Below are 25,293 nucleotides of genomic sequence, written 5' to 3'. Positions count from 1 at the left end.
TTTTGCCGCGTACCATGGCGGGCACCGGTTCCCGTCCTCCCAGAAGATGGCCTTGAAACACACCACACCGTCGGCCCCTGCCCCCTCCGCCAGCGACACCACGCCCTACCAGCACATCGTGCGCGACGTGCTGGCACAGGCCCGGCCCCTGATGGAGCGCGTCGCCGAGGCCACGCGCATGTCCCTGCTCACGCGCCAGGACCAGGCCCGCACACCGGGCGAACACAACGCCATGCACGAAGCGCGGCAGCAGCTGTCGCGGCTCACGTCCGTGATGGGCGAGCGTTACCCCGACGCGCTGCGCAAGGCACTCGACCAGGAGGCGGCACAGAACCAGGAAAAACCCACACGCTCCCTGTTCACCGTCCATTTCGACGACCTTGAACTGATGGACGAGGCGCAGATCAACGACAGCGTGGAGCGCGCCCGCGCCCGGCAGGTGCTGATCTCGGCCGTGGAAGGGCCGCTGGCCGACCTCGACGCTCTGGTGTGCGCGGCCCTGGGCCTGGCCCGCGTTCAGCCGCAGCACAACCCCCTGCGCCCCGAAGTCTTTCTACAGGCGCTGCAGACCGTGGTGTCGCAGATGCAGGTCACGCCGCAGGTGCGGCACGACTGGATGGGCCCCATGGCCCAGGCGCTGGGCACGGAGCTGCGGGGGCTCTATCTGGCGCAGATTGATCGGCTCAAGCTCAGCGGCGTGCAGCCCGTGGGCTATGCGATGCGCCAGGCCGATGGCCAGGTGGTCTACGTGGCGCCCACCGAAGGCGGCGCATCCCCCGGCTTTGCAGCCGACAACGACCTGTCCACAGCGGAAGGCCACGCCGACTCCCTGCTCACACTCGACCGCCTGCGCCGCCTGCTGCTGGGCGAGTTCAGCGAGAACCCGGCCCCCACGTCGGCGCCAACACACACGCCCTCCCCCCATTCAGACGAGAGCTTCGCGGACCAATTCGCACGCGAGTTCGATAACCCCAACCTGCTTCCCCCCATCGACCCACCCGCCACGGACTTCGCAGCCACCGTGCCCGCCGCCTTCGAAGCGCTGCAGGCCATGAACCAGGTCGGCCACATGATGGAGCGACTGGGGGGCCAGCGCCCGCAGCAGGTCGGCAGCAGCACAGAGGGCAGCCCTGCAGCCCCGCCGCGCAAACATTCCGGCGGACTGGGAGAGGCCTTGAGCATGGAGGTGGTGGCGCTGATGGTGGACAACATCGCGCGCGATGGTCGGCTGCTGTGGCCGGTGCAACAGTTCATCCGCGCGCTGGAGCCGGCCTTGATACAGCTGGCCGTAGCCGACCCCCGTTTCTTCAGCCACAAGGAGCACCCCGCGCGCCGACTGCTGCAAGACATCACCGACCGCAGCCTGGCCTTCAACAGCCCCGAAGCTCCCGGCTTCCAGAGCTTCATGCGCTCGCTCATGAACATCGCGGGCCCGCTCGCCACCGCCACCATCGACGGGCCCGACGATTTCGAGCATGTGCTCCAGCACTTGCACGCCAAATGGGCAGAAAAGGACCAGCAGCGCAAACAGGAACGCCAGCGCGCCATCGAGGCCCTGCAGCACGCGGAACAGCGCCACCTGCTGGCCGCCCGGATTTCGCGCGACCTCTCGCTGCGGCCTGATTTCGGCAAGGTGCCCGACGAAATTTCCCGTTTTCTGCTCGGCCCCTGGTCCCAAGTCATGGCCCAGGCGCGCCTGACCGACACCACCCGCAGCGCCGACCCAGGCCGCTACGAGGAGCTGGTGGACGCCCTGATCTGGAGCACGCAGCCCGCCTTGACCCGCGCGAACACAGGCCAGCTGGCGCGCCTGCTGCCCAAACTGCTGGCCAAGCTGCGCGAGGGCCTGGCGTCCATCGACTACCCGGCCGCCCGAACCGAGGCCGTCTTCGAACTGCTGATGGAACTGCACCAGCAAGCCTTCAAGCCCGGGCCCCGGGTGGCCACCAAGCCCGCCGCCCCGCCGCCCCAACCACCGGCTGTGGCGCAGCCCGCCCCGCTGGAGGATGACGACCCATGGGTCGCCCCCTCCGAGGCCAGGGAGTCGGGCTATGTGGATATCTCTCAGTCCCCCGTATCGGAGAGCGCCGAGCATGTGCCCGAATCCACCAGCACCACCAGCGGCCCGGCCACTTTGCCCCACCTGGCCTCAAGCGCGCCCTTGGCCCCATTGGCTGTTGGGACCTGGGTCAACCTGCAAGTGGCAGGCCAGTGGGAACGCACCCAGCTGTCCTGGATCGGCTCGCAAGGCCAGCTTTTCCTCTTCACCAGCGCATCGGGCCGGACCCAATCGATGACCCTGCGGCTGCTGGAGCGGCTCTTCCACCAGGGCGCCGTGCAGGTGTTGATCGAGCAGACCGTGGTGGACGGCGCCCTGGACGCCGTGGCACAGGCGGCCATGCGCAACAGCGTGGAGAGCAGGCTATGAATTTACTCCTAAAAACATAGCTTATAACGCTTGATGGATAAGCGCTAGAGCCCATTTTCAATCAAAATTAATATCCCATCTCCTTGGCCATCCGGCCAAGGTCCGCCACCTTCGCGGCACACCCTGGTGTTCCCCGGGTAGTCAAACTCCAACGGGGGTGCTACGCTGGGGGCGTCCAGTCCAAGGCTTTGCGACATTCGAGAGATTGAAGGGATTTGTCAGGGCCTTAGCCCGCTTCGGCGGGCTTTTTTACGTCCCTCTGCTTCGGCGGGCTTTTTTACGCCTCTGTCACTGACAGGCGGGCTTTTTACGCCGCCTCCCGAGCGGCGGGCAACACAAGCACCACACGCAGGCCGCCCAGGTCGGCAGGCTCCAGCTCCAGCCGCCCGCCGTACAGGGCCGCCAGGTCCTGCACGATGGCCAGGCCCAGCCCCGTGCCCGGCACCGTTTCGTCCAGCCGCACGCCACGCTCCACCGCCTGCGCACGCTGCGCCGCACCGATGCCGGGGCCGTCGTCCTCGACACTGACGACCATCTGGGGCGGCTGCCCACCAAGGACCTGCGCCTGCAAGCGCACCGTGGACTGCGCCCATTTGCAGGCGTTGTCCAGCAGGTTACCCAGCATTTCCTGCAGGTCCTGCGCCTCGCCCGCAAAGAACAGCGGGGCATCGGGCAGCGCCACCGTGATGTCCACCCCGCGCCCGGCATGCACCTTGTTCATCACGCGCACCAGTCCGCCCACCACCGACTCCAGCGCCGTGCGCTGGCCCGGCAGGTGTGCCGATGCAGCCACGCGGGATCGCGCCAGGTGCCAGTCGATGTGGCGCCGCGCCACCTGCACCTGCTCGCGCACCAATGCAGCCAGCGCTGCGCCATCACTGGGTGCTGGCGCGCAGGCCGCGTTCTCCAGCACCGAAAGCGGGGTTTTCAGGGCATGCGCCAGATTGCCTGCCTGCATGCGCGCGCGCTCCACCACTTCTGCATTGCGTTCCAGCACGCCGTTGAAGTCATCCACCAGCGGCTGCATCTCGGCAGGGAATGCGCCCTGCAACCGTGTGGTGCGTGCCTGCTGCACATCCAGCAAGCCCCGCTGCAACGCCTGCAGAGGCCGCAGGCCCACGGCCACCTGGGCCCACGCGGCCGCTGCCAGCAGCACCAGCAGGGCCGCCAGCGACAGCGCCAGCACGCGCGTGAACTGCGCGGTGGCCGCTTGGGTGGCCTGCAGATCGGCCGCCACGATCAGGCGCCAGCGTGCTGCATCCACGCCCTCGGCACGCACGGTGCGCTCCAGCACCAGCAAGGGCGCGCCCTGCGGGCCTGCCACTTCGTGCACATGCACGGCACCGTCAGCCAGCGCATCCACCTGGAGCGTCAGGCTGGTGTCCCACAACGAGCGCGAACGCAGCACCCCGGCCCGGCCGCGCCCATCGGGCGCCATGGCGTCCACCTGCCAGTACAGGCCCGAATAGGGTTTGAGCCAGCGCGGGTCTGACAAAGCCTGCGCGGCAATCACCGGCTGGCCCTGGGCATCAAACTCCAGCCGCGCCGTGACCTGGTCCAGCTGCTGCACCAGGGCCGCCTCGAACTGGCGCTGCACATGCTCGCGGAACAGCCCACTCAGCACCAGGCCCGCCAGCACCACCGCCACCGTCAGCCCCGTCACCGTCACGGCCAGCAGCCGAAACCGCAGGGAGCGTGACCAGTGCAAACCGCCCCGGTTCGCGCCCCGATTCATGGCGGCACCAGGCGGTAGCCCATGCCACGCACCGTCTCGATACGGGCCGCGCTGGCCGACGGCGACTGCAGTTTTTTGCGCAGGCGCCCCACAAAGACTTCGATGGTGTTGGAGTCCCGGTCAAAGTCCTGCGCGTAGATGTGTTCGGTCAGCTCGGCGCGTGACACCAACACGCCAGGCCGGTGCATGAGGTAGTCGAGCACCTTGTACTCGTGCGCCGTGAGCGCCACGGGCTGGCCCGCGCAGGTCACGCGGCCGCTGCGGGTGTCCAGCGACCAGTCGCCACACTGCAGCACCGCAGACGCCTGCCCGCTGGCGCGGCGGATCAGCGCACGCAGGCGTGCCAGCAACTCTTCGAGGTGAAAGGGCTTGGTCAGATAGTCATCGGCACCCGCATCAATGCCCGCCACCTTCTCGTGCCAGTTGTCGCGCGCGGTGAGGATCAGCACCGGCATGTTGCGCCCCTCGGCCCGCCAGCGCTTGAGCACCGTGAGCCCGTCCACCACCGGCAGGCCCAGGTCCAGCACCACGGCATCCACGGCCTCGGTGTCGCCCAGAAACTGCGCGTCGCGCCCGTTGTCGGCCTCGTCCACGGTGTATCCCGCGCCTTGCAGCGCGGTGCGCAACTGGGTGCGCAGCTGCGTGTCGTCTTCTACGAGGAGGATGCGCATGGGCTATAGAACCTGTTCAGTGTCTTTTTAGGGTCGCACAAGTACCTTGCCCGAAGGGTTGGAGCGAAATCGGGCGATTGGAAGCCTCGTCTGCTTGCATGGGCACGAGCCCACGCGGGGCAGTCTTAGCGGTGTTCTCGGCCGGTACGTTGATCGTCGCGCGATTTGACGCGCAGCACCTCGCCCGTGCGTGCATCAAGCTTGACCTTGGTCAATTGCCCCGCAGGTGTGAGCAGCTTGATCTCGTAAATCCAGCGATCCCGCTCCTGCTCCAGCTCCACTTCGAGCACCTGGCCGGGCACTTCACGCTGCAGGCGCTCCAGCACTGCAGGCAGCGGCAGCACCTGGCCCGCCTGTACGGCCTGGCGGGCGCGGTCGTGGTCGTCCTTGCCGCTGGCCAAGGCGTTTGGCGCGATTACCGCTGCCGCCCACAGCAGACAAGCTGCCGCACCCCAGCGCATGGCGTGGCAGCGCTCTGAAGCACGGTGGGGGGAAAAAAGCATGGGTGCATTGTCCCGCGCAGTGTCTGAACGGCCGATGAACAGCCCTTTCACGCGCCGTTCAGGCTGGGGTTTCAACAATGGCTGCATAGGACAACCAACACCTACAAGGACACCACGATGACAACCGTTCGCACTCTGGCCCTGGCTGCACTGTGCCTCTGGGCCGCAGCCAGCCCCAGCCACGCCGCCGACACCACCGCCGCCCAGCAGCTCGCGCACTGGAGCGCACAGGCAGGCAGCCCCGGCAATGCCGACAAGGGCAAGGTGTTCTTCACCACCCGCCACGGTGGCGAGTGGTCTTGCGCATCCTGCCACGGCACGCCACCCACCGCCCAGGGCAAACATGCCAGCACCGGCAAGTCGATAGCTCCTCTGGCCCCCGCCTTCAACCCCAAGGCCTATACCGACACCGCCAAGGTGGACAAGTGGTTTCGCCGCAACTGCAACGACGTGCTGAGTCGCGAATGCACGGCTGTGGAGAAGGCCGATGTGCTGGCGTACCTCAACGCCCTCAAGCCCTGAGACCGACACCATGAAAAAACCTGCCCCCCTACGCCCTGCGGCCCTGGCCGCCGCTGTGTGCGCACTGACCCTGCTGTCAATCTCCAGCGCCCATGCGGACAGCGGGCGCGCCATGCCCCGCAACGTGCCCAGTGCTTTCACGCAGGAATGCGCCGCCTGCCACACCGCCTACCCGCCCGGGCTGCTGCCCTCTGCGTCGTGGAACCGCGTGATGACGGGGCTCGACAAGCACTATGGCACCGATGCATCGCTGGACGCGGCCACCGTGCGCCAGCTCAACCAGTGGCTGCAGGCCCACGCCGGCACCTACAAGCGCGTGAGCGAAGAGCCTCCCGAGGACCGCATCACCCGCTCGGCCTGGTTTGAGCGCAAACACCGAAAGATCGAGCCCGCCGCCTGGAAGCTTGCCAGCGTGAAAAGCGCCGCCAACTGCGCGGCCTGCCACACGGGTGCCGACCAAGGGCAATTTGACGACCACGACCTGCGCATGCCCGCGGGGCTGGATGCCCGATCACGCCGCGCCTGGAACGACTGAGAGCGGTGAACAGGACTCTTCTGGCGTCGTTGCTGTGTCTTGTCGTACTGGCCGTACTGCCTGCGACACAGCGCCTAGCCAGAACCGCTTCGCTGAGCCCTGTTCGCCGCTCTCGCTCTGCGTTGAATCTGAGATGCATCCCATCAAGGAAAACACTATGAACAACACCCCTTCCCTCCAACCCGCCAGCGCCGCAGCGCAGCCAGCCGCTGCCAAGGGCCCCAGCCGCCGGGTCACCGACGCGCCCACGCGCATGTTCCACTGGCTGTTTGCGCTCTGCTTTGTGGGTGCCTACGCGACCGCCGATGGCGAGCACTGGCGGCTGCTGCACGTCACGTTGGGCTACACCATGGCGGGCCTGCTGGGCTTTCGCGTGCTGTACGGAGTCTTTGGCCCGCGCACTTCGGGCCTGGGCCTGCTGTGGCGCAAGCTGGCCGGTGCTCCCGCATGGCTGCGCACCCTGTCCCAAGCACGCTCTGCCAGCCAGGTGAGCCAGGTGAACTGGCGCCAGGGGCAAAACATGCTGATGACACTCGCGGTGGTGCTGCTGGTGGTCCTGGTCGTTCCTATCACCTTGAGCGGCTATGCCACCTACAACGATTGGGGCGACGTGTTGGGTGGCGACTGGATCGAAGAAGTGCACGAGTTCTTCGGAGAAGCCATGCTGTTTGTCGTGCTGGCCCACCTCGCATTGATTGCCGGCCTGAGCATGCTGCGGCGCAAGAATCAGGCGCTGCCCATGCTGACCGGGCGCGTGGAAGGCCCCGGGCCCAACCTGGTGCAGAAAAACCGCACCTGGCTGGCGGCAGCGCTGCTGCTGGCAGTGCTGGCCTTTGGCGCATGGGAGTGGCAGCAATCGCCCAATGGTTTGATTGCGAGCGGCACGACGAGCGAGCGCAGCAGACACCACGATGACGACTGAAGCCCGTCAAAACTACTATCAGGATCAACCCATGAAAATCTATATGTGTGTGGTCTGCGGCTGGATCTATGACGAAGCTGCGGGTTTGCCCGATGAGGGCATTGCGCCAGGCACCCTGTGGGCCGATGTGCCCGACGATTGGCGGTGCCCAGAGTGCAATGTGGGCAAGGCAGACTTTGTGCTGTGCGAGGTGTGAGGTGCAAGGTGTGATCTGGGAAACAGCTGCACCAGCACACTGACACTTTCACCGATCAAAGGTATAAGAAAGATCGCCTCAAGACTCCCCACGCCCCCAGATGCCCGCACAACCCCCACCGACTGGCCTTGACCCGGCCGTTGCCGTCCAGCGCCTGCGTGAAGAAGGCCCCAACGAACTGGGCATCAGCCAGCGCCGCACGCTGCGCGACATGGCCTGGGACGTGGTGCGCGAGCCCATGTTCTTGCTGCTGCTGGGCGCAGGCGGCATCTACCTGGCAATGGGCGACGCGCACGAGGCCCTGATCCTGCTGGGCTTTGTGGTGATCATCATGACCATCACGGTGCTGCAGGAGCGCCGCACCGACAACGCGCTGAACGCCCTGCGCGACCTCTCCAGCCCCCGCGCGCTGGCGCTGCGAGGCGGCACCATGGTGCGCATCGCAGGCCGCGATGTGGTACGCGAGGACCTCTTGATGATTGCCGAGGGCGACCGCATCCCGGCTGACGGCACCCTGCTGCAGGCGCACGAGCTGGCCACCAACGAATCGATGCTGACCGGTGAATCCGAGCCCGTGGCCAAGCAGATTGCCGACAAGGTATTTGCAGGCACGCTGGTGGTCAGCGGCCAGGGCCTGCTGCGGGTGACTGGCGTGGGACGCCACACCGAACTGGGCCGCATTGGCCAGTCGCTCGACACCATTGCGCTGCAGGCCTCGCCCTTGCGTGAAGAAATGGCACGGCTCACCCACAAGCTCGTGCTGATCGGCCTGTCGCTGTGCGTGCTGCTGGTGGCCCTGTTCTGGGCACTGCGCGGCGACGCGTTGCAAGCCGTGCTGGCAGGCATCACGCTGGCCATGGGCATCCTGCCGCAAGAGCTGCCGGTGATCATGATCGTCTTCCTGGCCCTGGCTGCACGGCGGCTGGCGGCACAGCAGGTATTGACACGGCGGCTCAACGCCATCGAAACGCTGGGGCAGACCACCGTGCTGTGCGTGGACAAGACCGGCACCCTCACGCAAAACCGCATGGCCGTGGCCGCACTGTGCATTGCGGGCGAGGAGCTGGATGTGCAGAACCTGCCCGAAAAAGCAGCCGAAGCAGGTGGCACGGCGCTGCCAGAGGCCTTTCACGAACTGCTCGAATACGCCGTGCTGGCCAGCGAGATCGAACCGCACGACCCCATGGAGCAGGCCTTTCACCGCATGGCGGGGAATCATCTGGCAGGCACCGAGCACCTGCACCCCGCCTGGTCGCTGGCGCGCGAATATGAGCTCTCGCCCCAGCTGCTGGCCATGAGCCACTTGTGGCGCGATGGCACATCCGCGCACGACACCGTGGCCACCAAGGGTGCGCCCGAAGCCGTGGCCGACCTGTGCCACCTGCCTGACGCCGAGCGCGCCACCGTCAGCGCCCAGGCCGCCCGGCTGGCCGATCGGGGCCTTCGGGTGCTGGGCGTGGCCAAGGCCCGGCACCGCGTGCAAGACGACTGGCCAGGCATTCAGCACGACTTTGACTTTGAATGGCTGGGCCTCGTGGCCCTGGCCGACCCCTTGCGACCCGAGGTGCCCCAGGCGATTGCAGAGTGTCACCAGGCGGGTATCCGCGTGGTGATGATCACAGGCGACCACCCCCGCACCGCACGCGCGATTGCAGCCCAGGCGGGCATCGCCCACGACCAGGTCGTCACCGGCGATGAAATGGCCTTGATGTCCCCCGACATGCTCACCGGCAAAGTCCGGCAGGTCAGCGTGTTTGCACGCATCAAGCCGCACCAGAAACTTGCGCTGGTCGAAGCCCTCAAGGCTCAGGGTGAGGTGGTGGCCATGACGGGCGATGGCGTGAACGACGCCCCCGCCCTCAAGGCCGCCCACATCGGCATCGCCATGGGCCAGCGCGGCACCGACGTGGCGCGCGAGGCCGCAGCGCTGGTGCTGCTGCACGACGACTTCGCAGTCATTGTTCAGGCCATCCACCGGGGGCGGCAGACCTTTGCCAACCTGCGCCAGGCCATGGTCTACACGCTCGCCGTGCATGTGCCCATCATCGGGCTGGCGCTGCTGCCGGTGCTGTTTGGGCTGCCGCTGGTGCTGGCACCGCTGCACATTGCGTTTCTGGAACTGGTCATCGACCCGGCCTGCTCCATCGTCTTTGAGGCCGAGGAAGGTGCGGCCGACCTTATGCAGCAGCCGCCGCGCCGCGCCGATGAACCCTTGCTTTCAGCCCGCCACATCCTGCTGAGCCTGGTGCAGGGCGGCGTGGTGACGGCTGCCGTGGTGGGCCTCTATGCCTGGCTGCTGGGCCAGGCCGCGCATGCCGCCACGGCCAGCACGGTCGCCTTCGTGGTGCTGGTGTCTGCCAACGCAGCGCTCATCCTGCCCAGCCGCAGCAACCAGACGAGCTGGCGCAGCCTGTGGGCGGGCCTCACACCCGTCAGCCTGTGGGTGCTGGGCGGCACACTGGCGGCGCTGACTGCCATCACCACAGTACCTTGGCTGGCCTCAGCCTTCAAGTTTGCGCCGTTGCCGCCCCTGCATTGGCTCATGGCGATGGTGGCCGGGTTGACATTGACAGGGCTCTTTGCAGCCAACAAACGATGGCTCCGCCCCACAACGCTGGCGCACAATCATCCGACCGTCTGACCACCCCGCCACACGCCATGCCAATTGTTCTGGAATCGCTCGACCACGTTGTACTCACCGTTGCCAGCATTGAAAAAACCATCGCGTTCTATGAGCGTGTGCTTGGCATGACTGCGCGGGAGTTCAAGCCCCGGCGGTATGCGCTGCACTTCGGCGATCAAAAGATCAATCTGCACGAAGTAGGCACGGTGGTGGACCCGAACGTGCGACATGCCACCGCGGGTTCTGCCGACCTGTGTTTTCTCACGCAAACCCCGTTGGAAGAAGTGGTGACACATCTGCAAACTGAAGGCGTCTCCGTCGTGCAAGGCCCGGTGGGTGCTACGGGAGCGTGCCACAAGTTGCTGTCGGTTTACATCTATGACCCGGACGAAAACCTGATCGAGATCGCCAACGAAGTGTGAACGGTCAAAGATCCGTCGAGGTGGCCGCGCGCAGCAGCGATGCAGCGGGCGCCACCAGCTCCTGCAGCTGTCCGGCGCGCCCCTGCTCGATGGACTGGAGCACCATCTCGTTGATACCTCCCACCACCGCCATGGCCATCATGGGCTGCAGCGGGGCCTTGCGCAGGGGCGCCCCCGGGCGGTTGTTCACCACCTCCAGCATCAGGTCTACCAACTGCTGGTTGACGCGCCGCCGCGCGGCCAGGCCGGGCATGCCCAGGCCCAGGATTTCAATGAACAGAGTGCGCAGCAGAACCGGATTGCAGGCCAGCGCACCAAAGTACGCCGACAGCGCCTGCTCCACCTGGGCCTGCCAATCGCTTTGGGGGTTGATGGCGCCACGCAGCACCGCCAGTGCGTTGCCGCTTGCCGATTCGTACAGCGCTGTCAGGCATTCGGCCTTGTCGGCAAAGTTCTCGTAGAAAGTACGCCGCGAGACGCCAGCCTCGCGCACGATGTCTGCAATCGTGGTGTCGGCATAGCCTTTGGTCGCCACGGCGCGGGCCATACCCTGCAGCAGGCGATCCCGATGTTCCCTACCCTCGGTGGCGCCAGGTCGGGGTGCGGCTTGCAGTTCGGTCATGCTGGCAGATTCCCTTGGGGTTAACAGGTACTTGACAGTACCACATGCGCACTCCATGATTCCTCACCGCTGGTACTACAACGTACCAAACCACAAAGACGTTATCTTTTTACCGAGCTCCCGGAGATCCATCCCCATGACCGAACTCGTCGTGCGACGCCTGCTCATTGACCTGGAAACGCCTTTTGACCGCCACTGGTGCGGCGGCGATGCGTTTCGCACGGCGTTCTTCAATGCGCTGTCGATGAGCTTCCCGGTGGGCGAACAGTTCTTCATCGACGCTGTGAAGGGCGGGCACAAAGCCATGCCGCCCGAGCAACACGCGCAATTTGCCGACGAGGTGCGGGGCTTCATCGGACAAGAGGCCACTCACCGCCGCATCCATGCGCTGTTCAATGGGCACCTCGAAAAGCAGGGCCTGGTCAACGAATGGGCGTCCCGCGCGCAGGAGCGCATGAAGCTTTTTGCCGGAGCCGACCCACGCCACCCCCTGGCCGTGACGGCTGCCAACGAGCACTTCACCGCGCTGCTGGCCGAATGGCTGCTGGCCCACCCCGAAACACTGGCGGGCGCCGAACCCCGCCTGGCCACGATGTGGCAATGGCACTGCGCCGAAGAGGCCGAGCACAAGAACACGGCGTTCGACATCTACCAGGCGCTGGGCGGCAACCACGAGTGGCGCGTCACCTGGTTCCGCCGCATCACCCTCGTCTTCTTGGGCGACGCCCTGCGCCAGACGGTGCTGAACCTGCGCCGCGACGGAACGCTGTGGAAATGGACCACCTGGGCCAGTGCGGCGCGCACGCTGTTTGGCAAGGGCGGCCTGGTGCGCGAAACCTGGCGCCCATGGCGCGAATACCTGCGCCGCGACTTTCACCCCAGCCAGCACGGCACGGACCTGTCACAGCAATGGCTGACCCAGCACAGCGACGCCTACGTGCCCGTGGGCGCACGCTGAGCCACAACGCCAGAATGCGGTTTCAGGCGCTGACGGCGGCCGCTGGCTGGGCACCACGCCGCAGCACCAGCCCACCAAACAGCGTCGCCAGTATGTACATGCTGACCGAGTAGATGGCCGCGGGCAGTGCCAGCTGAAAGTTGCCCAGCACCGACAGCGCGATGAAGATGGCCAGCGTGGAGTTGTGGATGCCGATCTCGAAACTGATGGCCGTGGCCATGGACTTGTCGAGCCCCGCCGCCCGCGACAGGTAGTACCCCGACGCAAGACTGATCGCATTGAACAACAACACGGCCGGACCGATGCCCGCGAAGGACTCGACCAGCGCCGTCCACTCCTTGGCAATCGCAATCAGCGCAAAAGCGGCCAGCACCACGGCGCTGAAAATCTTCATGGGCTTTTCCATGCGGGCGCTGAAGGCCGGCGCGCGCCGGTGCACCGCCATGCCCAGCACCACCGGCACGAGCACGATGATGATCACCTCGACCACCTTGCCAAACTGCAGCGGCACCACCTGGCCCGTGTGCGCAAAGGTGTTGATCGCCCAGTTGGTGATGAGCGGCAGGCTCACGATGGACAACACGGTGTTGATGGCGGTGAGCGAGATGTTCATCGCCACATTGCCACCAAAAAGGTGGCTGAACAGGTTGGCCGACACCCCGCCCGGTGAAGCCGCCAGCAGCATCAGCCCCACCGCGTAGAGCGGCGCCACGCCCAGCAGCACGATGAGGGCGTAACAGGCCGATGGCAGCACCAGCACCTGCAGCACCAGGGCCAGCACCACGGCACGCGGATGCTGCAGCAGGCGCTTGAAGTCGCCCACCGTGAGCGAAAGGCCCAGGCCGAACATGACCAGCCCCAGGGCGATGAACAACAAGGTGGGAAGTATGGAAACAAAGCTCATGGGTCACGCGCGGGGCTTATGCAGGTGCCTGGCCGGTGCGCAGTCGCACCGGGCCGCTGCGCTGCTCGATCGCCGCCTGCACTTCCTTGCGCAAACCCAACGCAAAGGCCCACTCGGCCACCACAAACAGCGGGCCGACGATCAGGCCCACCAAGTCGTCCACAAACGCGGGCTTGCGACCTTCGTAGTAGTGGCCCACGAACTGAATCACCCAGCCGACGGCAAACAGGCCAATGCCCGTGGCCAGCCACACCGCCATGCTCTGCAAAGCTACCCACTGCCCCCCCACCAGCATGGCCGCCAGCAGGGTCGCCATGGCCAGGCCAAAACGCATATCCAGCCGGAAGTAGAAGACGCTGGCCGCCAGCGCAGCGAACAGCGCAGGGCTCAGCGGCAACGCGCCCGCCATCCAGGTCGGGCGCGACAGCAGGATGACCACCGCAAACATGATCATCGGGACGCCCACAAAATGGGTGTGGATGTTGCGCGGGTCGCGGTGGTAGTCGGCGTACTGCGCAAGGTGGTCGATCAGGGTTTTCATGGGTGTCTCCGGCTGTTGTTTTGAGCAGCATCAATACTCGCCCCGGGGCATTGCCAGCGTCTGTCGTGCAGACGACAAAAAGGCACACTCCCACGGCACCGCCCCACCCTGCCTCGCGCCCAATCTGCACTGCATGACCGACCCCGCCACCTATCTGCCCGTCCTCCAGTCCGGCCGCTGGTTTGCCCACCTGCCGGCCGACTTTGCCCAGCCGCTGCTGGCCATGGCACAGGCGCGCCATTTGCAGACGGGCGAAGTGCTGTTTCTGCGTGGCGATGCGCCCTGCGGGCTGTATGCGGTGGTGCGCGGCGCGGTCAGCATCTCGGGCACGGGTGGCCGGGCCGACGAGGCGCGGGCCGCGCTGCTGATCCGCCTGGAGCCGCCGCACTGGTTTGGCGAAATCTCGGTGTTCGACAACTCCGCACGCACGCACGACGCGCAGGCCACCGAGCCCACCACGCTGCTGCACATTCCGCACGAGCGGCTGCAGGCGTGGCTGCAGGCCCACCCGCAGCACTGGCATGCGCTCGCGCTGCTGCTCACCGACAAGCTGCGCTCGGCCTTTGTGGCCATGGAAGAGCTGGCCCTGTTGCCTGCGCCACAACGCCTGGCGCGCCGTCTGGTGATGATGGCCGAGGGCTACGGCCAGTGGACGGCCGAGGGGCGGTCGCGCCGCGTGCTGTCCATATCCCAAGAGCAGTTGTCGCTGATGCTGGCCATCTCGCGCCAAACCACTAACCAGATCCTCAAGGACCTGGAATCGCGCCACCTGGTGCGCGTGCAACGCGGCGAGCTGGAGATTCTGGACCTGGCGGCGCTGCGCGCCACCTGCTATTGAATTGCTATTAAATTTATAGCTACTAGCGCTTTACCAACAGGCGCCAGAAGCATTTTTTACTTAAATAATAAGCACACATTTCATTTCCGGGCAAAATGACGGCTATGCAACTGAACTACATCGCCAACGCCTCGGTGCCGTCCGCCTCGGGCCGCATGATTGCCATGATCGACCCGTCCGACGGCCAGCCCTTCGACGAGATCCAGCGCAGCAACGCCGACGACATCGACGCGGCGGTGCATGCGGCCCGCCAGTGCTACAACGCGGTGTGGCAGAAGTTGGCCCCGGTGGAGCGCGGCCGACTGCTGCAAAAGCTCTCGGCCAAGATCCTGGAGCATGCGGACGAGCTGACGGCGCTGGAGCAGCGCGACTGCGGCAAGCCCACCAAGCAGGCACGCGCCGACGCGATTGCGCTGGCGCGCTACTTCGAGTTCTACGCTGGGGCGTGCGACAAGTTCCATGGCGAGACCATCCCCTACCCCGACGGCTACAGCGTGCTGACCTGGCGCGAGCCCCACGGCGTCACGGGCCATGTGATCCCCTGGAACTACCCCATGCAGATCTTCGGCCGCAGCGTGGGCGGCGCGCTGGCGGCAGGCAATGTGTGCGTGGTCAAACCGGCCGAAGATGCCTGCCTCTCGCTGATCCGCGTGGCGCAGCTCGCGGCCGAGGTGGGCTTTCCCTCCGGCGCGCTCAACATCGTCACCGGCTACGGCCATGAGGTGGGCGACGCATTGGCGCGCCACCCCGGCATAGACCACATCAGCTTCACCGGCAGCCCCAAGATCGGCACGCTGATCCAGCAGGTGGCCGCCGAGCGCCACTGCCCCGTGACGCTGGAACTGGGCGGAAAAAGCCCGCAGATCATCTTTGCAGATGCGGACCTCGATGCCGCCATCCCCGTGGTCATCAACGCCATCGTGCAGAACGCCGGGCAGACCTGCTCGGCGGGCTCACGGGTGCTGATCGATTCGCTGATTTACGAACCGCTGCTGGAGCGCCTGGGCAAGGCGTTTGAAAAGTTGCGCGTCGGCCCCGCCGCCATGGACCTGGACGTGGGCCCGCTGATCCGCCAGACGCAGCAGCAGCGCGTGTGGGATTTCCTCTCCGACGCGCAGGTGGCAGGCATCCCCATGGTGGCGCAGGGCGTGGTGGTGGACGAAGCGCCCGAGACCGGCTACTACCAGGCCCCGACCCTGCTGCGCGATGTACCGGTAGGCCACCGCCTTGCGCAGGAGGAAGTGTTCGGCCCCGTGCTGTCGGCCATGGCCTTCCAGGACGAAGACCACGCGGTGGAGCTGGCCAACGCCACGCAATTCGGCCTGGTGGCCGGCATCTGGACGCGTGACGGCGCGCGCCAGTTCCGCATGGCCAAGCGTGTGCACAGCGGCCAGGTGTTCATCAACAACTACGGCGCGGCCGGCGGTGTGGAGTTGCCGTTTGGCGGCGTCAAATCCAGCGGCTATGGACGCGAAAAGGGCTTTGAGGCGCTGTACGGCTTCACCACCTTGAAGACCGTTGCCATCAAATATGGATAACCCCCTGTGTCGCTGCGCGCCTTCCCCCTTGGGGGGACGCCGCCAGCGCGGCGGGGCGGCCCTTGCGCGGCGGCCCTGGCGTAGGCCGCGCCAGTTCCAGTCTCTCGCTACCTAGTCACCATAAAAAACGCATGCCCCTGAGTCCCCCCGCCCCCCGCACCCTGAAACATGTCCGCCGGGTGAACTACCAGGGCTTTGAACGCGACGATGGACTGTGGGACATTGAAGGCGAGTTGCACGACAGCAAGGCCTACGACGCCACCTCTTTTCGCGACCCTACCAAACAGCGCCTCGCGGGCGAGGCCATCCACCACATGTGGCTGCGCGTGACCGTGAACCGCCAGTTGGTGGTGCAGGCGATCGATGTGGCGATGGATTCGCACCCCCTCCAGGGCTGCACCGAGGCCCAAACTGCACTGCAGCAAATGGTGGGCTGCAGCATGGCGCGCGGCTGGCGCCAGTCCATCCAGAAGCACCTGGGCGGCGTGGCGAGCTGTACCCACCTGCGCGAGCTGTTGTTCAACCTGGCCACCGCGGCGTTCCAGTCGGTGCCCGCCGTGTTTTCGTCCAGCCACCCCGACGAGCCACCGCGCCACCTGGGCCAGTGCACGGGGTGGGACTTCAACGGCCAGGGGGTCAAAGAGTTCTTTCCGCAGTTCTATGGCAGGGAGCCCAAGGCACCCGCCCCGGCAGCCCCTACGGCTCCTGCCACTGAAATTTCAGCCCCATCGGGCGCTAGCGCTAGTTGAATATGCGCTGCTAGCTATCAATTTTGATATATCACCACAACCCATCGGAGACACCCATGCGTGTGCAGAACAAATCCATCATCGTCACCGGCGCTGGCAACGGCATTGGCGAAGGCATCGCCAAACGCCTGGCCGCTGAAGGCGGCAAGGTCATCGTCAACGACATCAACGAGGTGGGCGGCCAGCGCGTGGTGGCCGAAATCACGGCCGCCGGCGGCACCGCCGCGTTCTTCAAAGCCGACGTGACGAAGTCCGCCGAAGTGAAGGCGATGGTCGACGAAGCCGTGCGTCTGTACGGCCGCCTGGACGTGGTGGTGAACAACGCAGGCTGGACGCACCGCAACCGTCCCATGCTCGAAGTGAGCGAGGACGAGTTCGACAAGGTCTATGCCATCAACATGAAGAGCATCTACCTGTCGGCCATCCACGCCGTGCCCGCACTGCGCCAGGCCGGTGGCGGCAGCATCATCAACATCGCATCCACCGCCGGGCTGCGTCCGCGCCCGGGCCTGACCTGGTACAACGGCTCCAAGGGCGCCGTCATCATCACCAGCAAGTCCATGGCGGCCGAACTGGGCCCCGACAACATCCGCGTGAACTGCATCAACCCCGTGTTCAACCCCGACACCGGCCTGGCTGCCGAGTTTGCAGGCGGCCCGGTGGACGATGCACGCCGCGGCAAGTTCCTGGCCACGATTCCGCTGGGCCGCTTCTCCACCGCGCTGGACGTGGCGAATGCGGCGCTCTACCTGGCCAGCGACGAGGCATCGTTCATCAGCGGCGTGTGCATCGAGGTGGATGGCGGACGCTGCGTGTAAACAAGAGTCCAAGCGCGCTCGCAAACCACCATCACTTGCGTTTGCGCGCGCGCCCAATCCGCACCAAGGCAGTGCGGATTGATTTGACGGTCTTGAAACCGCTGCCTATAGTGCCGCCGATGTTTGCGAGCCACTCCACCGCCACGACCGCCAGCGCCACAGCGCCGCTGCGCCGTGCCACGCGCTCGCAGGCCACGCTCCAGGCCGGTGACCGCCAAGTCTGCACGCTAGCTGCAGATTCCTGAGCCCGGCGACACCCTCTCCCCTTCGCATTCTTTTCGCGCACCTCCTGTCGCCGGGCCCCACGCCCAGCGCCAGCTTGCGCCTTGGCAACGGCCGGGGCGCGAACGCCAGGAGTGTCCATGCCCCCGTTTCCTTCGGGCGAGATTTCGCTCGCCCCGTGCGCCCCTGCGCGCAGCCTGCCCGCCGATGAGGCCATCGCCAGCGCGGCGGTCGCCCCCGACATCACCCGCCACTTCATCCGTGCCAAGCAGCCCTGCGCCGACGGCTACCGCTGGTACCTGCGCCGCCAGGAGGGCGCCAGCAACTACCAGGCGCTGCTGGACGACCTGGTGCGCGAAGGTCGCGTGGAAGACGCTTGCTGGATGCTGGACCAGTTCGGCCCCACCAACGATGTGCTGGAGGTGGACCACCTGGAAGCAGACGCGCTGGTGTTTGCGGGCAGCGTGCGCTGCCGGGGCCACACCGACGTGGAGGGAGTGCTGCGCACCGGCCGCAGCCTCAGCGTGCTGGGCGGCCTGCGGGTGGGTGGTGCACTGCGCGTGGGCGAAGACCTGCGCGTGGTGGGCGCAGTGCGCTGCGAGGGCAGCGCGCGGCTGCACGGCGATGCGCGCGTGGGCTGGTCGCTGACAGTGGCGCAGCGGCTGCAGTGCACAGGCAGCCTGCGCGTGGGCGGCGAGCTGGACTGCGGGGCTGCCGCCCACGTCGGTGGCCACTGCCGGGTGACCCAGGATCTGCGGGTGGTAGGCGACCTGGGTTGCGACGGCGGCATCAAGGTGGGTGGCCACTTGCAAACCGATGCTGCCGTGCAGGCTGCCCGGGGCGTGTGGGTAACGGGCGACGTGGACTGCAAGGGCCACCTGCAAGTGGGCTGGGGTGTGCGGGCCGGTGGGCACATTCACGCCGGAGGGGCCATCCGTGCGGGCGAGAGCCTGTGGGCGGGCGAAACCATTGCGGCGGGTGAGGCCTACGGCGTGTACGCAGGCTTGGTGGTGCCGCTACCCGACTGGCCCCACAGCGCCCAGGTGTGCGCCCGCGAACAGCCTGCACGCCTGCTGAGCGGCTGCTGGATCGATGGCCAGGGGAACACGCCATGATGGCCATCGCCTGCAGCCTGTGCGACCCACGCGACGCCACCGTCATCGCCAACACGTGGCCCGGCCAGGGCTTGCTGGGCCGGTGGGCCCAGCGGCTGACCGAACTGCGCATCGACGTGGATCTGTCGGGCCGCGACATCCAGCGCGAGTTCGAGGCGCTGTACGACCGCATCCGCACCAACCACCGCACGCGCGATGCGATGCAGCCGTTGCCCTTGCATCTGCATGGGCTGGTGTTTCGCCTGCGCGAGGCCGACGGCGAATACTTTGTGTATGCCATCGACCCGCAGCGCAACCGCATCGTGGCCTACACCGTGTTCAACCGGCTGGTCGAGGTGGACCGCCGCACCGACCGCCACCTGCGTGCGCCCCACACCAAGGTGGTGGACGGCTACCGCCGCATGGGCATTGCATCAGCCATCTACCGATGGTGGCTGGACTCAGGGAGGAGCCTGATAACAGGCGCACGCCAGTCGGCCGGCGCCCATGGCCTGTGGATGGCCCTGGCACGCGACTACGAACTGGCAGCGGCGCGCATCGACACCCACAAACGCGTCCAGCAGCTGCCGCTTCCACCACCCCCAGGGTTTTTCAACGCGCTGGACACCCGGCTGGTTCTGGTGGGGCGCGATTGCCGCCTGGCGGACTTCATGCAGCATGCGGGCTGGGGCGGCTGATCGGGTGACCCCGGCCGTTCCCCGCCTCTCAGCCCAGCACCTCGCGCAGGGCAGCGTCGTACAGGCCGGTGAGCTTGTCCATCACCCCCAGCAGGCGTTCGCTGGTGGTGGCCACGGCGTTCAGCCCCGCGTCATCGGCCGCGCGGCGCAGCGCGGATTCAAAAAACAGCCACTGCGAATCGGCCAGCTCCAGCTCGTTGCGGATGGACGATGTGGACACGGGCGCCGCCTTCAATGTCTGCAAGGCCTGGCGGAAGTCCGCCGCATCGGACGCCAGCTGCGCCTGCACCACCTTGGAATCCACCTTGGCAGCACTCAAAAAGTAGTTCTTGGCCAGGCGCTGCGACAGCATGCGCTGGCGGCCCGCCAGGTTCACCAGGCGGGCACTGGGGGCCTGTGCCATTTTTTCGATGGCCTCGGTCACGGCCTGCGCAATGAGCAGCGTTCGATCGGCCTGTTCCGATGCCGCCGCTACCAGGGCCGTGGTGGTGGCGGGCGCCGAAGTCATCTGGTTGAGCAGGGCAAACTGCTTTTGCACTTCTGCCAGCTGCCGCCCGACTTCTGCAGGCCACTGGCCCGACTGCATGCCTCGGGCCAGTTCGCCGCTACCCGTCTGCACCATCTTGCGCGCCAGCCCCATCACATCCACCGCCGCAGCAGGCAGCACCTGCAGGTACTGCTGGCAATAGGCCTTGGCCATGCGCTGCGACAGTGCGCGAAACCAGCCCGCATAGTTGATGGCCCCCGACAACCCCATCTGCGCCTGGGCTCCAGTCGCCCAAGTTGCCCAGGTGGGCAGCAGAACACCCGCCGCCACCCACTGAAGGGCCACACGGCGCTGGCATGGCGTGGCATCGGCAGAAAATTCGCGCGTCAACATGGGAATCCCCTTGAAATCGAATGGGCAGATTGTTGCAACGCAGCAACCAGAACGCCCTGCGCCATGTCAAAGGCGGGCCATACCAGCGCCTGGGCAAAACTTGACCGCGATCAACTCCGCGCGCAGGGGCTTGCCCCCTCTGCAGGCCCCCTTGCGGCAAAATCACGCCATGGCCGAACGTGTGATTCCTCTGGTGGACCAACGCATCGCCGCTCTGGCGGCGCGGGTGCCCACACACCCCGTGGCCCCCACCGGCCTGCTCACCGACACCCGGGGCCGCCCGCTGCGTGACCTGCGCATCAGCGTGACGGACCGCTGCAACTTCCGCTGCAACTACTGCATGCCCAAGGAAGTGTTCGACAAGGACTACCCCTACCTGCCCCATGGCGCGCTGCTGAGCTTTGAAGAGATCACGCGGCTGGCAAAGCTCTTCCTGGCGCATGGCGTGCGCAAGATCCGCCTGACCGGTGGCGAGCCCCTGCTGCGCAAGAACCTGGAAGCGCTGGTGGCGCAACTGGCCCAGCTGCGCACGGTGGACGGGCTGGCGCCCGACCTCACGCTGACCACCAACGGATCGCTGCTGGCGCGCAAGGCTAAAGCGCTGAAAGACGCGGGCCTGAACCGCGTGACCGTGAGCCTCGACGGCCTGGACGACGCCGTGTTTCGCCGCATGAACGACGTGGACTTTCCGGTGGCCGACGTGCTGGCGGGCATCGAAGCGGCGCACGCCGCCGGGCTGTCGCACATCAAGGTCAACATGGTGGTCAAGCGCGGCACCAACGACCACGAAATTTTGCCCATGGCCCGCCACTTCCGGGGCACGGGCACCACGCTGCGTTTCATCGAATACATGGACGTGGGCGCCACCAACGGCTGGCGCATGGACGAAGTGCTGCCCTCGGCCGAGCTGATCAACCGCCTGCGCGCCGAGCTGCCGCTGGTCCAGCTCGACCCGAGCAGCCCCGGCGAAACTGCCGAGCGCTGGGGCTATGCCAATGCCGCAGGCCAATATGACCCCGCCCTGGGCGAGGTGGGCGTGATCAGCAGCGTGACCCAGGCGTTTTGCCACGACTGCAACCGCGCGCGCCTGTCTACCGAAGGCAAGCTCTACCTGTGCCTGTTTGCCTCCGAGGGCTACGACCTGCGAACCCTGCTGCGCGGCGGCGCCAGCGACGAGGCGATTGCCTCGGCCATCGCGCCCATCTGGCAGCAGCGCGCTGACCGCTACTCCGAGCTGCGCAGCACCCTGCCGGCAGACAATACGCCAGGGGTGCGGCGTGTGGAAATGAGCTACATCGGCGGGTAAGCAAAGTGCCGACTTTTTAGGGCACCATCGGTGGCTTCGGTCCTCGCGTTGTCCTTACAGCCACCCATGTCCCTTCAACCCAAACACCGCGCACTGTTTCTGGCCAACGCCGCCGTTCTGGTCACCCACCAGATCGACGCCGCGTACTGGCACGAGTGGGAGCTGTTTCACATCCCCGGCGGCAACCAGGTCAACTTGCTGCTGAACCTGCCCATCATTGCGCTGGTGCTGTACGCGCAGTCGCAAGTGGCCCGTGGCGAGGGTTCAGCGGCCCTGATGTTCTACAAACTCATGCCTTGCCTCGGTGCCTTGACCGTGGTGATCCACGGGCTGTTTTTTGCCCTGGGACACGAGGCCTTTGTACAACCTGTGTCCCTGGGCCTGCTGGTCGGCACGGCTGTCCTTTCCTGCCTGCAGTTGACCGCGCTGCGCACCCGGCCGCTGCGGTAGCCCTCTATTTCACGCTCCATCGCGCGCACCATGACCAAGATTGACACCCAAGACATTACCGGCATCGTCCTTGCCGGCGGCCGCGGCTCCCGCATGGGCGGGGTCGACAAAGGCCTGCAAAACTTTCGGGGCCTGCCCCTGGCCCTGCACACCCTGATGCGACTGCAGATGCAGACCGGCGCCACCATGGTCAACGCCAATCGCAATCTGGCCGCCTACGAAGCCTTCGGCGCACCGGTGTGGCCCGACGTGCTGAGCGACTATGCCGGGCCGCTAGCGGGTTTTTTGACAGGACTGGAGCGTTGCGAAACGCCCTGGCTGCTGACAGTGCCCTGCGACACCCCGCTGTTCCCCCTGGACCTGGCCCAGCGCCTGGCGGCGGCGGCTGACGCCCAGGACGCCGACATCGCCATGGCCGCAGCGCCCGAGGACGATGGCACGGGCCGCACCACCGTGCGCACCCAGCCGGTGTTCTGCCTGCTGCGCGTGGACCTGCTCGAAAGCCTGGTCGCTTTCACCCAGGCCGGTGGCCGCAAGATTGACGCATGGACGGCACAGCACCGCTGCGCCATCGTGCCGTTTGACCAGCCCGGCGACGACCCCAAGGCCTTTTTCAACGCCAACACCCTAGCTGAGCTGCACGCGCTGGAAAGCGCGAGCGCACCGCAGGCCTGATCACGCACCGCTGCGATGAACGCGCACACGCCTGCGGCCGCCCGTGCAGTGTTGATCCGCCCGTTGGTCGCATCGGACGCTGTGGCCTACAAAGCCCTTCGCGACGAGGCTTTGCGCACCGCGCCGGATGCGTTCACGTCCGACTACGAATCCTCGGTGGGCCGCGATGCCAGCGAGTACGTGGCGCGGTTTGGCGCGCCGGAGTCGGGTCAGTTCTTCCTCGGCGCCTTCGATGCCGCAGGCCAGCTGGTCGGCTGCCTGGGCTGTGAGCGCGAGCAGCGCACCAAGCAGCGGCACCTCGCCACGCTGGTAGGCATGATGGTTGCGCCACAAGCCCAGCGCCAGGGCATCGGCCAGCAGCTGGTAGCCGCCTGTGTTGAGGCCGCCAGCCGCGTGCCCGGACTGACCCAGCTGGTGCTGACGGTCACGGCCTCCAACACGCATGTCGTGCGCTTGTACGAGCAGGCCGGGTTCCGCGCCTGGGGCCTGCTGCCCCACGCCATCGTGGTGGACGGCGTGGGCTTTGACAAGCTGCACATGGTGCGCGTGCTGTACGACTGATTGAAAGTTACTGAGACCCATGAAAACCATTGCCCAGATTGCCGCCGAACTGCAAGGCTACGACCCGCAGGCCCTGAGCGCTGCCGATGTGAACACGTTCTTGGAACGGCTGGTCGAGCCCGTGAGCGCCACCGAAGACTTGCCCCTCTTCAGCGCCCTGGGACGCGTGCTGGCGCAGGACGTGATTTCGCCCATCAGCGTGCCACCACACGACAACTCGGCCATGGACGGCTATGCGTTTGCCGGCGACCAACTGGTCGCAGGCCAGCCTCTCACGCTGCGCGTGGTGGGCACGGCGCTGGCGGGCAAGGCCTGGGTGGGCACCGTGGCGGCGGGCGAGTGCGTCAAGATCATGACCGGCGCCATCATGCCCACGGGCCTCGATACCGTGGTGCCGCAGGAGTTCACCACAGCCGCCGCAGCTGACGGCCACATCACCATCGCGGCCGATGTGCTCAAGACCGGCGACAACCGCCGCTTCAAGGGCGAAGACTTGATGGAGGGTAGCGTGGCGCTGGCCAAGGGCACGCTGCTGGCGCCAGCTGCGCTGGGCCTGGTCGCCAGCCTGGGCCTGCCCACCGTCACGGTGTACCGCCGCCTGCGCGTGGCGTATTTCTCGACCGGCGACGAGATCCTGAGCCTCGGCGAACCACCCCGCGAAGGCGCCGTGTACGACAGCAACCGCTACACCGTGTTCGGCCTGCTCACGCGGCTGGGCGTAGAGGTGATCGACCTGGGCGTGGTCCGCGACGAGCCGGAACTGTTGGAGGCCGCATTTCGCAACGCAGCGCAGCGCGCGGACGCCATCATCACCAGCGGCGGCGTGAGTGTGGGGGAGGCCGACCACACACGCACCATGATGAAGAAGCTGGGCGACGTGGCCTTCTGGCGCATTGCCATGCGGCCGGGCCGCCCCATGGCGGTGGGGCGCATTGCCACCACAGAAAATCAAGCCAAATTGGCCTCCAGCACTTATCCATCAAGCGCTAACAGCTATCAAAATGATACCAATCACCCCCACAGCGGTGCGGTGTTGTTCGGCTTGCCAGGCAACCCCGTGGCGGTGATGGTGACCTTCCTGGCCTTTGTGCGCCCCGCCCTGCTGCGCATGATGGGCAGCAACCACAGCGCCCCACCGCTGCTGCGCGCCACCAGCACCGAGGCCATGCGCAAGAAGCCTGGCCGCACGGAGTATCAGCGCGGCACCATCACCACCGCCGCCAACGGCACCCTGCAGGTGCGCACCACGGGCAACCAGGGCTCGGGTGTGCTCAGCTCGATGGTGCAGGCCAACGGACTCATCGTGCTGCACCACGGCCAGGGCAACGTGGCCGTGGGCGATGCGGTGGATGTGATGGTGTTTGACGGCGTTATTTGACCCCCTGAATCGCTTTGCACCTTCCCCCAGGGGGACCGACGCCTTCACTGCGGGGCGGCCCTTGCCAAGCATCCCTCACAGGAGCCGCGCCCGTGGCACCCCGCGCGGGCGAAGCACAGCACAATGGCTCTTTTCATTTGCACCCGTTTGGAAATCTTGCGCCCATGCCCTACACCGCCCAGCACCTTGCGCAACCCCCATCCCGTGACGAGGTGGACCGCCTGACAGGCGCCGCCGTTGTGGAATTTGGCACCCCCTGGTGCGGCCACTGCCAGCGCGCGCAGCCACTGATCGAACAAGCGCTGAAGGACCGCGCAGACGTAGCGCACATCAAGGTGGAAGATGGCCCCGGCCAGCGCCTGGGTCGCACCTTCGGCGTCAAGCTGTGGCCCACGCTGGTGGTCTTGAAGGACGGCAAGGAGGTCGCTCGCCTGGTGCGGCCGCAGGGGCAGCAAGACGTTCTGGACGCCGTAAACACCGTCTCGGCACCTGAATGAGGCACGC

The 25,293-nt window shown here is 66.4% G+C and carries 28 protein-coding genes; 20 read left to right on the top strand and 8 right to left on the bottom strand.

The window, feature by feature from the left end; genetic code table 11:
- Window positions 1–46 precede the first annotated feature (46 nt).
- Window positions 47–2,428: a DUF1631 family protein gene (locus C8C93_RS04230; protein ID WP_121506017.1), complete on the top strand. Its 2,382-nt coding sequence runs from the start codon at window positions 47–49 to the stop codon at window positions 2,426–2,428.
- A 307-nt stretch (window positions 2,429–2,735) separates the two neighbouring features.
- Here C8C93_RS04230 and C8C93_RS04225 read toward each other — a convergent pair whose 3' ends face one another.
- The 3 genes from C8C93_RS04225 to C8C93_RS04215 form a co-directional block, all read right to left on the bottom strand.
- Entirely contained in the window at window positions 2,736–4,163 is a 1,428-nt protein-coding gene (locus tag C8C93_RS04225) for a sensor histidine kinase (protein WP_121506016.1), read from the bottom strand.
- Entirely contained in the window at window positions 4,160–4,834 is a 675-nt protein-coding gene (locus C8C93_RS04220) for a response regulator transcription factor (protein WP_121506015.1), read from the bottom strand. The genes C8C93_RS04225 and C8C93_RS04220 overlap by 4 nt, the downstream gene beginning before the upstream one ends.
- Before the next feature lie 125 nt (window positions 4,835–4,959).
- A complete protein-coding gene (locus C8C93_RS04215; protein ID WP_121508650.1) occupies window positions 4,960–5,337 on the bottom strand; it encodes a PepSY domain-containing protein in 378 nt (125 codons plus the stop codon).
- A 117-nt stretch (window positions 5,338–5,454) separates the two neighbouring features.
- Here C8C93_RS04215 and C8C93_RS04210 point away from each other — a divergent pair, with 117 nt between their 5' ends.
- From C8C93_RS04210 to C8C93_RS04185, 6 genes are all read left to right on the top strand, one after another.
- Window positions 5,455–5,859, top strand: a complete 405-nt coding sequence (locus C8C93_RS04210) for a DUF1924 domain-containing protein (protein WP_121506014.1) — start codon at window positions 5,455–5,457, stop codon at window positions 5,857–5,859.
- Between the two features lie 10 nt (window positions 5,860–5,869).
- Complete coding sequence (locus tag C8C93_RS04205; protein WP_121506013.1) at window positions 5,870–6,394, top strand: diheme cytochrome c; 525 nt, start codon at window positions 5,870–5,872, stop codon at window positions 6,392–6,394.
- A 157-nt stretch (window positions 6,395–6,551) separates the two neighbouring features.
- On the top strand, window positions 6,552–7,316 hold the full coding sequence (locus tag C8C93_RS04200; RefSeq protein ID WP_121508649.1) for a cytochrome b/b6 domain-containing protein: 765 nt from the start codon (window positions 6,552–6,554) through the stop codon (window positions 7,314–7,316).
- A 31-nt stretch (window positions 7,317–7,347) separates the two neighbouring features.
- Window positions 7,348–7,512, top strand: a complete 165-nt coding sequence (locus C8C93_RS04195; RefSeq protein ID WP_055398177.1) for a rubredoxin — start codon at window positions 7,348–7,350, stop codon at window positions 7,510–7,512.
- Window positions 7,513–7,612: 100 nt separating this feature from the next.
- Entirely contained in the window at window positions 7,613–10,153 is a 2,541-nt protein-coding gene (locus C8C93_RS04190; RefSeq protein WP_121506012.1) for a cation-translocating P-type ATPase, read from the top strand.
- Window positions 10,154–10,170: 17 nt separating this feature from the next.
- Complete coding sequence (locus C8C93_RS04185) at window positions 10,171–10,557, top strand: VOC family protein (protein WP_121506011.1); 387 nt, start codon at window positions 10,171–10,173, stop codon at window positions 10,555–10,557.
- Window positions 10,558–10,561: 4 nt separating this feature from the next.
- Here C8C93_RS04185 and C8C93_RS04180 read toward each other — a convergent pair whose 3' ends face one another.
- The gene (locus tag C8C93_RS04180; protein ID WP_121506010.1) at window positions 10,562–11,179 is read right to left on the bottom strand and encodes a TetR/AcrR family transcriptional regulator; all 618 of its coding nucleotides are present in this window, start codon (window positions 11,177–11,179) and stop codon (window positions 10,562–10,564) included.
- Window positions 11,180–11,315: 136 nt separating this feature from the next.
- Here C8C93_RS04180 and C8C93_RS04175 point away from each other — a divergent pair, with 136 nt between their 5' ends.
- Window positions 11,316–12,137, top strand: coding sequence for a metal-dependent hydrolase (locus tag C8C93_RS04175; RefSeq protein ID WP_121506009.1), 822 nt, complete (start codon window positions 11,316–11,318; stop codon window positions 12,135–12,137).
- Window positions 12,138–12,159: 22 nt separating this feature from the next.
- On the opposite strand, the gene C8C93_RS04170 is transcribed toward C8C93_RS04175, so the two are convergent.
- Together C8C93_RS04170 and C8C93_RS04165 are read right to left on the bottom strand one after the other, a co-directional pair.
- Window positions 12,160–13,041: a bile acid:sodium symporter family protein gene (locus C8C93_RS04170; RefSeq protein WP_121506008.1), complete on the bottom strand. Its 882-nt coding sequence runs from the start codon at window positions 13,039–13,041 to the stop codon at window positions 12,160–12,162.
- A gap of 16 nt (window positions 13,042–13,057) precedes the next feature.
- Window positions 13,058–13,582 carry a DUF962 domain-containing protein gene (locus tag C8C93_RS04165; protein ID WP_121420505.1) on the bottom strand — a complete coding sequence of 175 codons (525 nt, stop codon included), beginning with the start codon at window positions 13,580–13,582 and terminating at the stop codon, window positions 13,058–13,060.
- Between the two features lie 133 nt (window positions 13,583–13,715).
- Here C8C93_RS04165 and C8C93_RS04160 point away from each other — a divergent pair, with 133 nt between their 5' ends.
- The 4 genes from C8C93_RS04160 (at window position 13,716) to C8C93_RS04145 (ending at window position 17,525) form a co-directional block, all read left to right on the top strand.
- Entirely contained in the window at window positions 13,716–14,420 is a 705-nt protein-coding gene (locus C8C93_RS04160; RefSeq protein WP_121506007.1) for a Crp/Fnr family transcriptional regulator, read from the top strand.
- Window positions 14,421–14,524: 104 nt separating this feature from the next.
- Window positions 14,525–15,958 (top strand): aldehyde dehydrogenase family protein, encoded by a 1,434-nt coding sequence (locus tag C8C93_RS04155; protein ID WP_121506006.1) that lies wholly within the window; start codon window positions 14,525–14,527, stop codon window positions 15,956–15,958.
- A gap of 131 nt (window positions 15,959–16,089) precedes the next feature.
- Window positions 16,090–16,707, top strand: coding sequence for a DUF2889 domain-containing protein (locus tag C8C93_RS04150; protein WP_121506005.1), 618 nt, complete (start codon window positions 16,090–16,092; stop codon window positions 16,705–16,707).
- A gap of 56 nt (window positions 16,708–16,763) precedes the next feature.
- Window positions 16,764–17,525 (top strand): SDR family oxidoreductase, encoded by a 762-nt coding sequence (locus C8C93_RS04145; RefSeq protein ID WP_121506004.1) that lies wholly within the window; start codon window positions 16,764–16,766, stop codon window positions 17,523–17,525.
- A gap of 31 nt (window positions 17,526–17,556) precedes the next feature.
- On the opposite strand, the gene C8C93_RS25335 is transcribed toward C8C93_RS04145, so the two are convergent.
- Complete coding sequence (locus tag C8C93_RS25335; protein ID WP_233559239.1) at window positions 17,557–17,751, bottom strand: hypothetical protein; 195 nt, start codon at window positions 17,749–17,751, stop codon at window positions 17,557–17,559.
- A gap of 136 nt (window positions 17,752–17,887) precedes the next feature.
- Here C8C93_RS25335 and C8C93_RS04140 point away from each other — a divergent pair, with 136 nt between their 5' ends.
- Both C8C93_RS04140 and C8C93_RS04135 read left to right on the top strand, forming a co-directional pair.
- Entirely contained in the window at window positions 17,888–18,862 is a 975-nt protein-coding gene (locus C8C93_RS04140; protein ID WP_121506003.1) for a hypothetical protein, read from the top strand.
- A complete protein-coding gene (locus C8C93_RS04135) occupies window positions 18,859–19,539 on the top strand; it encodes a hypothetical protein (RefSeq protein WP_233559238.1) in 681 nt (226 codons plus the stop codon). Before C8C93_RS04140 ends, C8C93_RS04135 begins: the two co-directional genes overlap by 4 nt.
- A 28-nt stretch (window positions 19,540–19,567) precedes the next feature.
- On the opposite strand, the gene C8C93_RS04130 is transcribed toward C8C93_RS04135, so the two are convergent.
- A complete protein-coding gene (locus tag C8C93_RS04130; RefSeq protein ID WP_121506002.1) occupies window positions 19,568–20,419 on the bottom strand; it encodes a type IV pili methyl-accepting chemotaxis transducer N-terminal domain-containing protein in 852 nt (283 codons plus the stop codon).
- 169 nt (window positions 20,420–20,588) lie between these two features.
- On the opposite strand from C8C93_RS04130, the gene moaA reads away from it, so the two are divergent.
- The 6 genes from moaA (at window position 20,589) to C8C93_RS04100 (ending at window position 25,286) form a co-directional block, all read left to right on the top strand.
- Window positions 20,589–21,725 (top strand): GTP 3',8-cyclase MoaA, encoded by a 1,137-nt coding sequence (gene moaA / locus C8C93_RS04125; RefSeq protein ID WP_121506001.1) that lies wholly within the window; start codon window positions 20,589–20,591, stop codon window positions 21,723–21,725.
- A gap of 66 nt (window positions 21,726–21,791) precedes the next feature.
- Entirely contained in the window at window positions 21,792–22,175 is a 384-nt protein-coding gene (locus tag C8C93_RS04120; RefSeq protein ID WP_121506000.1) for a DUF6713 family protein, read from the top strand.
- A gap of 30 nt (window positions 22,176–22,205) precedes the next feature.
- Entirely contained in the window at window positions 22,206–22,850 is a 645-nt protein-coding gene (mobA, locus tag C8C93_RS04115; protein ID WP_121505999.1) for a molybdenum cofactor guanylyltransferase MobA, read from the top strand.
- 15 nt (window positions 22,851–22,865) lie between these two features.
- Entirely contained in the window at window positions 22,866–23,411 is a 546-nt protein-coding gene (locus C8C93_RS04110) for a GNAT family N-acetyltransferase (protein WP_121505998.1), read from the top strand.
- Between the two features lie 19 nt (window positions 23,412–23,430).
- Window positions 23,431–24,789: a gephyrin-like molybdotransferase Glp gene (gene glp, locus C8C93_RS04105; protein WP_121505997.1), complete on the top strand. Its 1,359-nt coding sequence runs from the start codon at window positions 23,431–23,433 to the stop codon at window positions 24,787–24,789.
- A gap of 164 nt (window positions 24,790–24,953) precedes the next feature.
- The gene (locus C8C93_RS04100) at window positions 24,954–25,286 is read left to right on the top strand and encodes a thioredoxin family protein (RefSeq protein WP_121505996.1); all 333 of its coding nucleotides are present in this window, start codon (window positions 24,954–24,956) and stop codon (window positions 25,284–25,286) included.
- Window positions 25,287–25,293: the final 7 nt, after the last annotated feature.

Origin of the sequence: Acidovorax sp. 93 (genome assembly GCF_003633835.1) — a bacterium.
GTDB classification, from domain to species: domain Bacteria; phylum Pseudomonadota; class Gammaproteobacteria; order Burkholderiales; family Burkholderiaceae_C; genus Acidovorax; species Acidovorax facilis.
The sequence above is the reverse complement of the archived record's forward strand: the minus strand, read 5'-3'. Positions and strand labels throughout refer to the sequence as shown.

Excerpts from the sequence above, each read along its gene's own strand:
- C8C93_RS04230 (WP_121506017.1), top strand. The coding sequence starts at position 47 with ATGGCCTTGAAACACACCACACCGTCGGCCCCTGCCCCCTCCGCCAGC.
- C8C93_RS04225 (WP_121506016.1), bottom strand. The coding sequence starts at position 4,163 with ATGAATCGGGGCGCGAACCGGGGCGGTTTGCACTGGTCACGCTCCCTG.
- C8C93_RS04220 (WP_121506015.1), bottom strand. The coding sequence starts at position 4,834 with ATGCGCATCCTCCTCGTAGAAGACGACACGCAGCTGCGCACCCAGTTG.
- C8C93_RS04215 (WP_121508650.1), bottom strand. The coding sequence starts at position 5,337 with ATGCTTTTTTCCCCCCACCGTGCTTCAGAGCGCTGCCACGCCATGCGC.
- C8C93_RS04210 (WP_121506014.1), top strand. The coding sequence starts at position 5,455 with ATGACAACCGTTCGCACTCTGGCCCTGGCTGCACTGTGCCTCTGGGCC.
- C8C93_RS04205 (WP_121506013.1), top strand. The coding sequence starts at position 5,870 with ATGAAAAAACCTGCCCCCCTACGCCCTGCGGCCCTGGCCGCCGCTGTG.
- C8C93_RS04200 (WP_121508649.1), top strand. The coding sequence starts at position 6,552 with ATGAACAACACCCCTTCCCTCCAACCCGCCAGCGCCGCAGCGCAGCCA.
- C8C93_RS04195 (WP_055398177.1), top strand. The coding sequence starts at position 7,348 with ATGAAAATCTATATGTGTGTGGTCTGCGGCTGGATCTATGACGAAGCT.
- C8C93_RS04190 (WP_121506012.1), top strand. The coding sequence starts at position 7,613 with ATGCCCGCACAACCCCCACCGACTGGCCTTGACCCGGCCGTTGCCGTC.
- C8C93_RS04185 (WP_121506011.1), top strand. The coding sequence starts at position 10,171 with ATGCCAATTGTTCTGGAATCGCTCGACCACGTTGTACTCACCGTTGCC.
- C8C93_RS04180 (WP_121506010.1), bottom strand. The coding sequence starts at position 11,179 with ATGACCGAACTGCAAGCCGCACCCCGACCTGGCGCCACCGAGGGTAGG.
- C8C93_RS04175 (WP_121506009.1), top strand. The coding sequence starts at position 11,316 with ATGACCGAACTCGTCGTGCGACGCCTGCTCATTGACCTGGAAACGCCT.
- C8C93_RS04170 (WP_121506008.1), bottom strand. The coding sequence starts at position 13,041 with ATGAGCTTTGTTTCCATACTTCCCACCTTGTTGTTCATCGCCCTGGGG.
- C8C93_RS04165 (WP_121420505.1), bottom strand. The coding sequence starts at position 13,582 with ATGAAAACCCTGATCGACCACCTTGCGCAGTACGCCGACTACCACCGC.
- C8C93_RS04160 (WP_121506007.1), top strand. The coding sequence starts at position 13,716 with ATGACCGACCCCGCCACCTATCTGCCCGTCCTCCAGTCCGGCCGCTGG.
- C8C93_RS04155 (WP_121506006.1), top strand. The coding sequence starts at position 14,525 with ATGCAACTGAACTACATCGCCAACGCCTCGGTGCCGTCCGCCTCGGGC.
- C8C93_RS04150 (WP_121506005.1), top strand. The coding sequence starts at position 16,090 with ATGCCCCTGAGTCCCCCCGCCCCCCGCACCCTGAAACATGTCCGCCGG.
- C8C93_RS04145 (WP_121506004.1), top strand. The coding sequence starts at position 16,764 with ATGCGTGTGCAGAACAAATCCATCATCGTCACCGGCGCTGGCAACGGC.
- C8C93_RS04140 (WP_121506003.1), top strand. The coding sequence starts at position 17,888 with ATGCCCCCGTTTCCTTCGGGCGAGATTTCGCTCGCCCCGTGCGCCCCT.
- C8C93_RS04135 (WP_233559238.1), top strand. The coding sequence starts at position 18,859 with ATGATGGCCATCGCCTGCAGCCTGTGCGACCCACGCGACGCCACCGTC.
- C8C93_RS04130 (WP_121506002.1), bottom strand. The coding sequence starts at position 20,419 with ATGTTGACGCGCGAATTTTCTGCCGATGCCACGCCATGCCAGCGCCGT.
- moaA (WP_121506001.1), top strand. The coding sequence starts at position 20,589 with ATGGCCGAACGTGTGATTCCTCTGGTGGACCAACGCATCGCCGCTCTG.
- C8C93_RS04120 (WP_121506000.1), top strand. The coding sequence starts at position 21,792 with ATGTCCCTTCAACCCAAACACCGCGCACTGTTTCTGGCCAACGCCGCC.
- mobA (WP_121505999.1), top strand. The coding sequence starts at position 22,206 with ATGACCAAGATTGACACCCAAGACATTACCGGCATCGTCCTTGCCGGC.
- C8C93_RS04110 (WP_121505998.1), top strand. The coding sequence starts at position 22,866 with ATGAACGCGCACACGCCTGCGGCCGCCCGTGCAGTGTTGATCCGCCCG.
- glp (WP_121505997.1), top strand. The coding sequence starts at position 23,431 with ATGAAAACCATTGCCCAGATTGCCGCCGAACTGCAAGGCTACGACCCG.
- C8C93_RS04100 (WP_121505996.1), top strand. The coding sequence starts at position 24,954 with ATGCCCTACACCGCCCAGCACCTTGCGCAACCCCCATCCCGTGACGAG.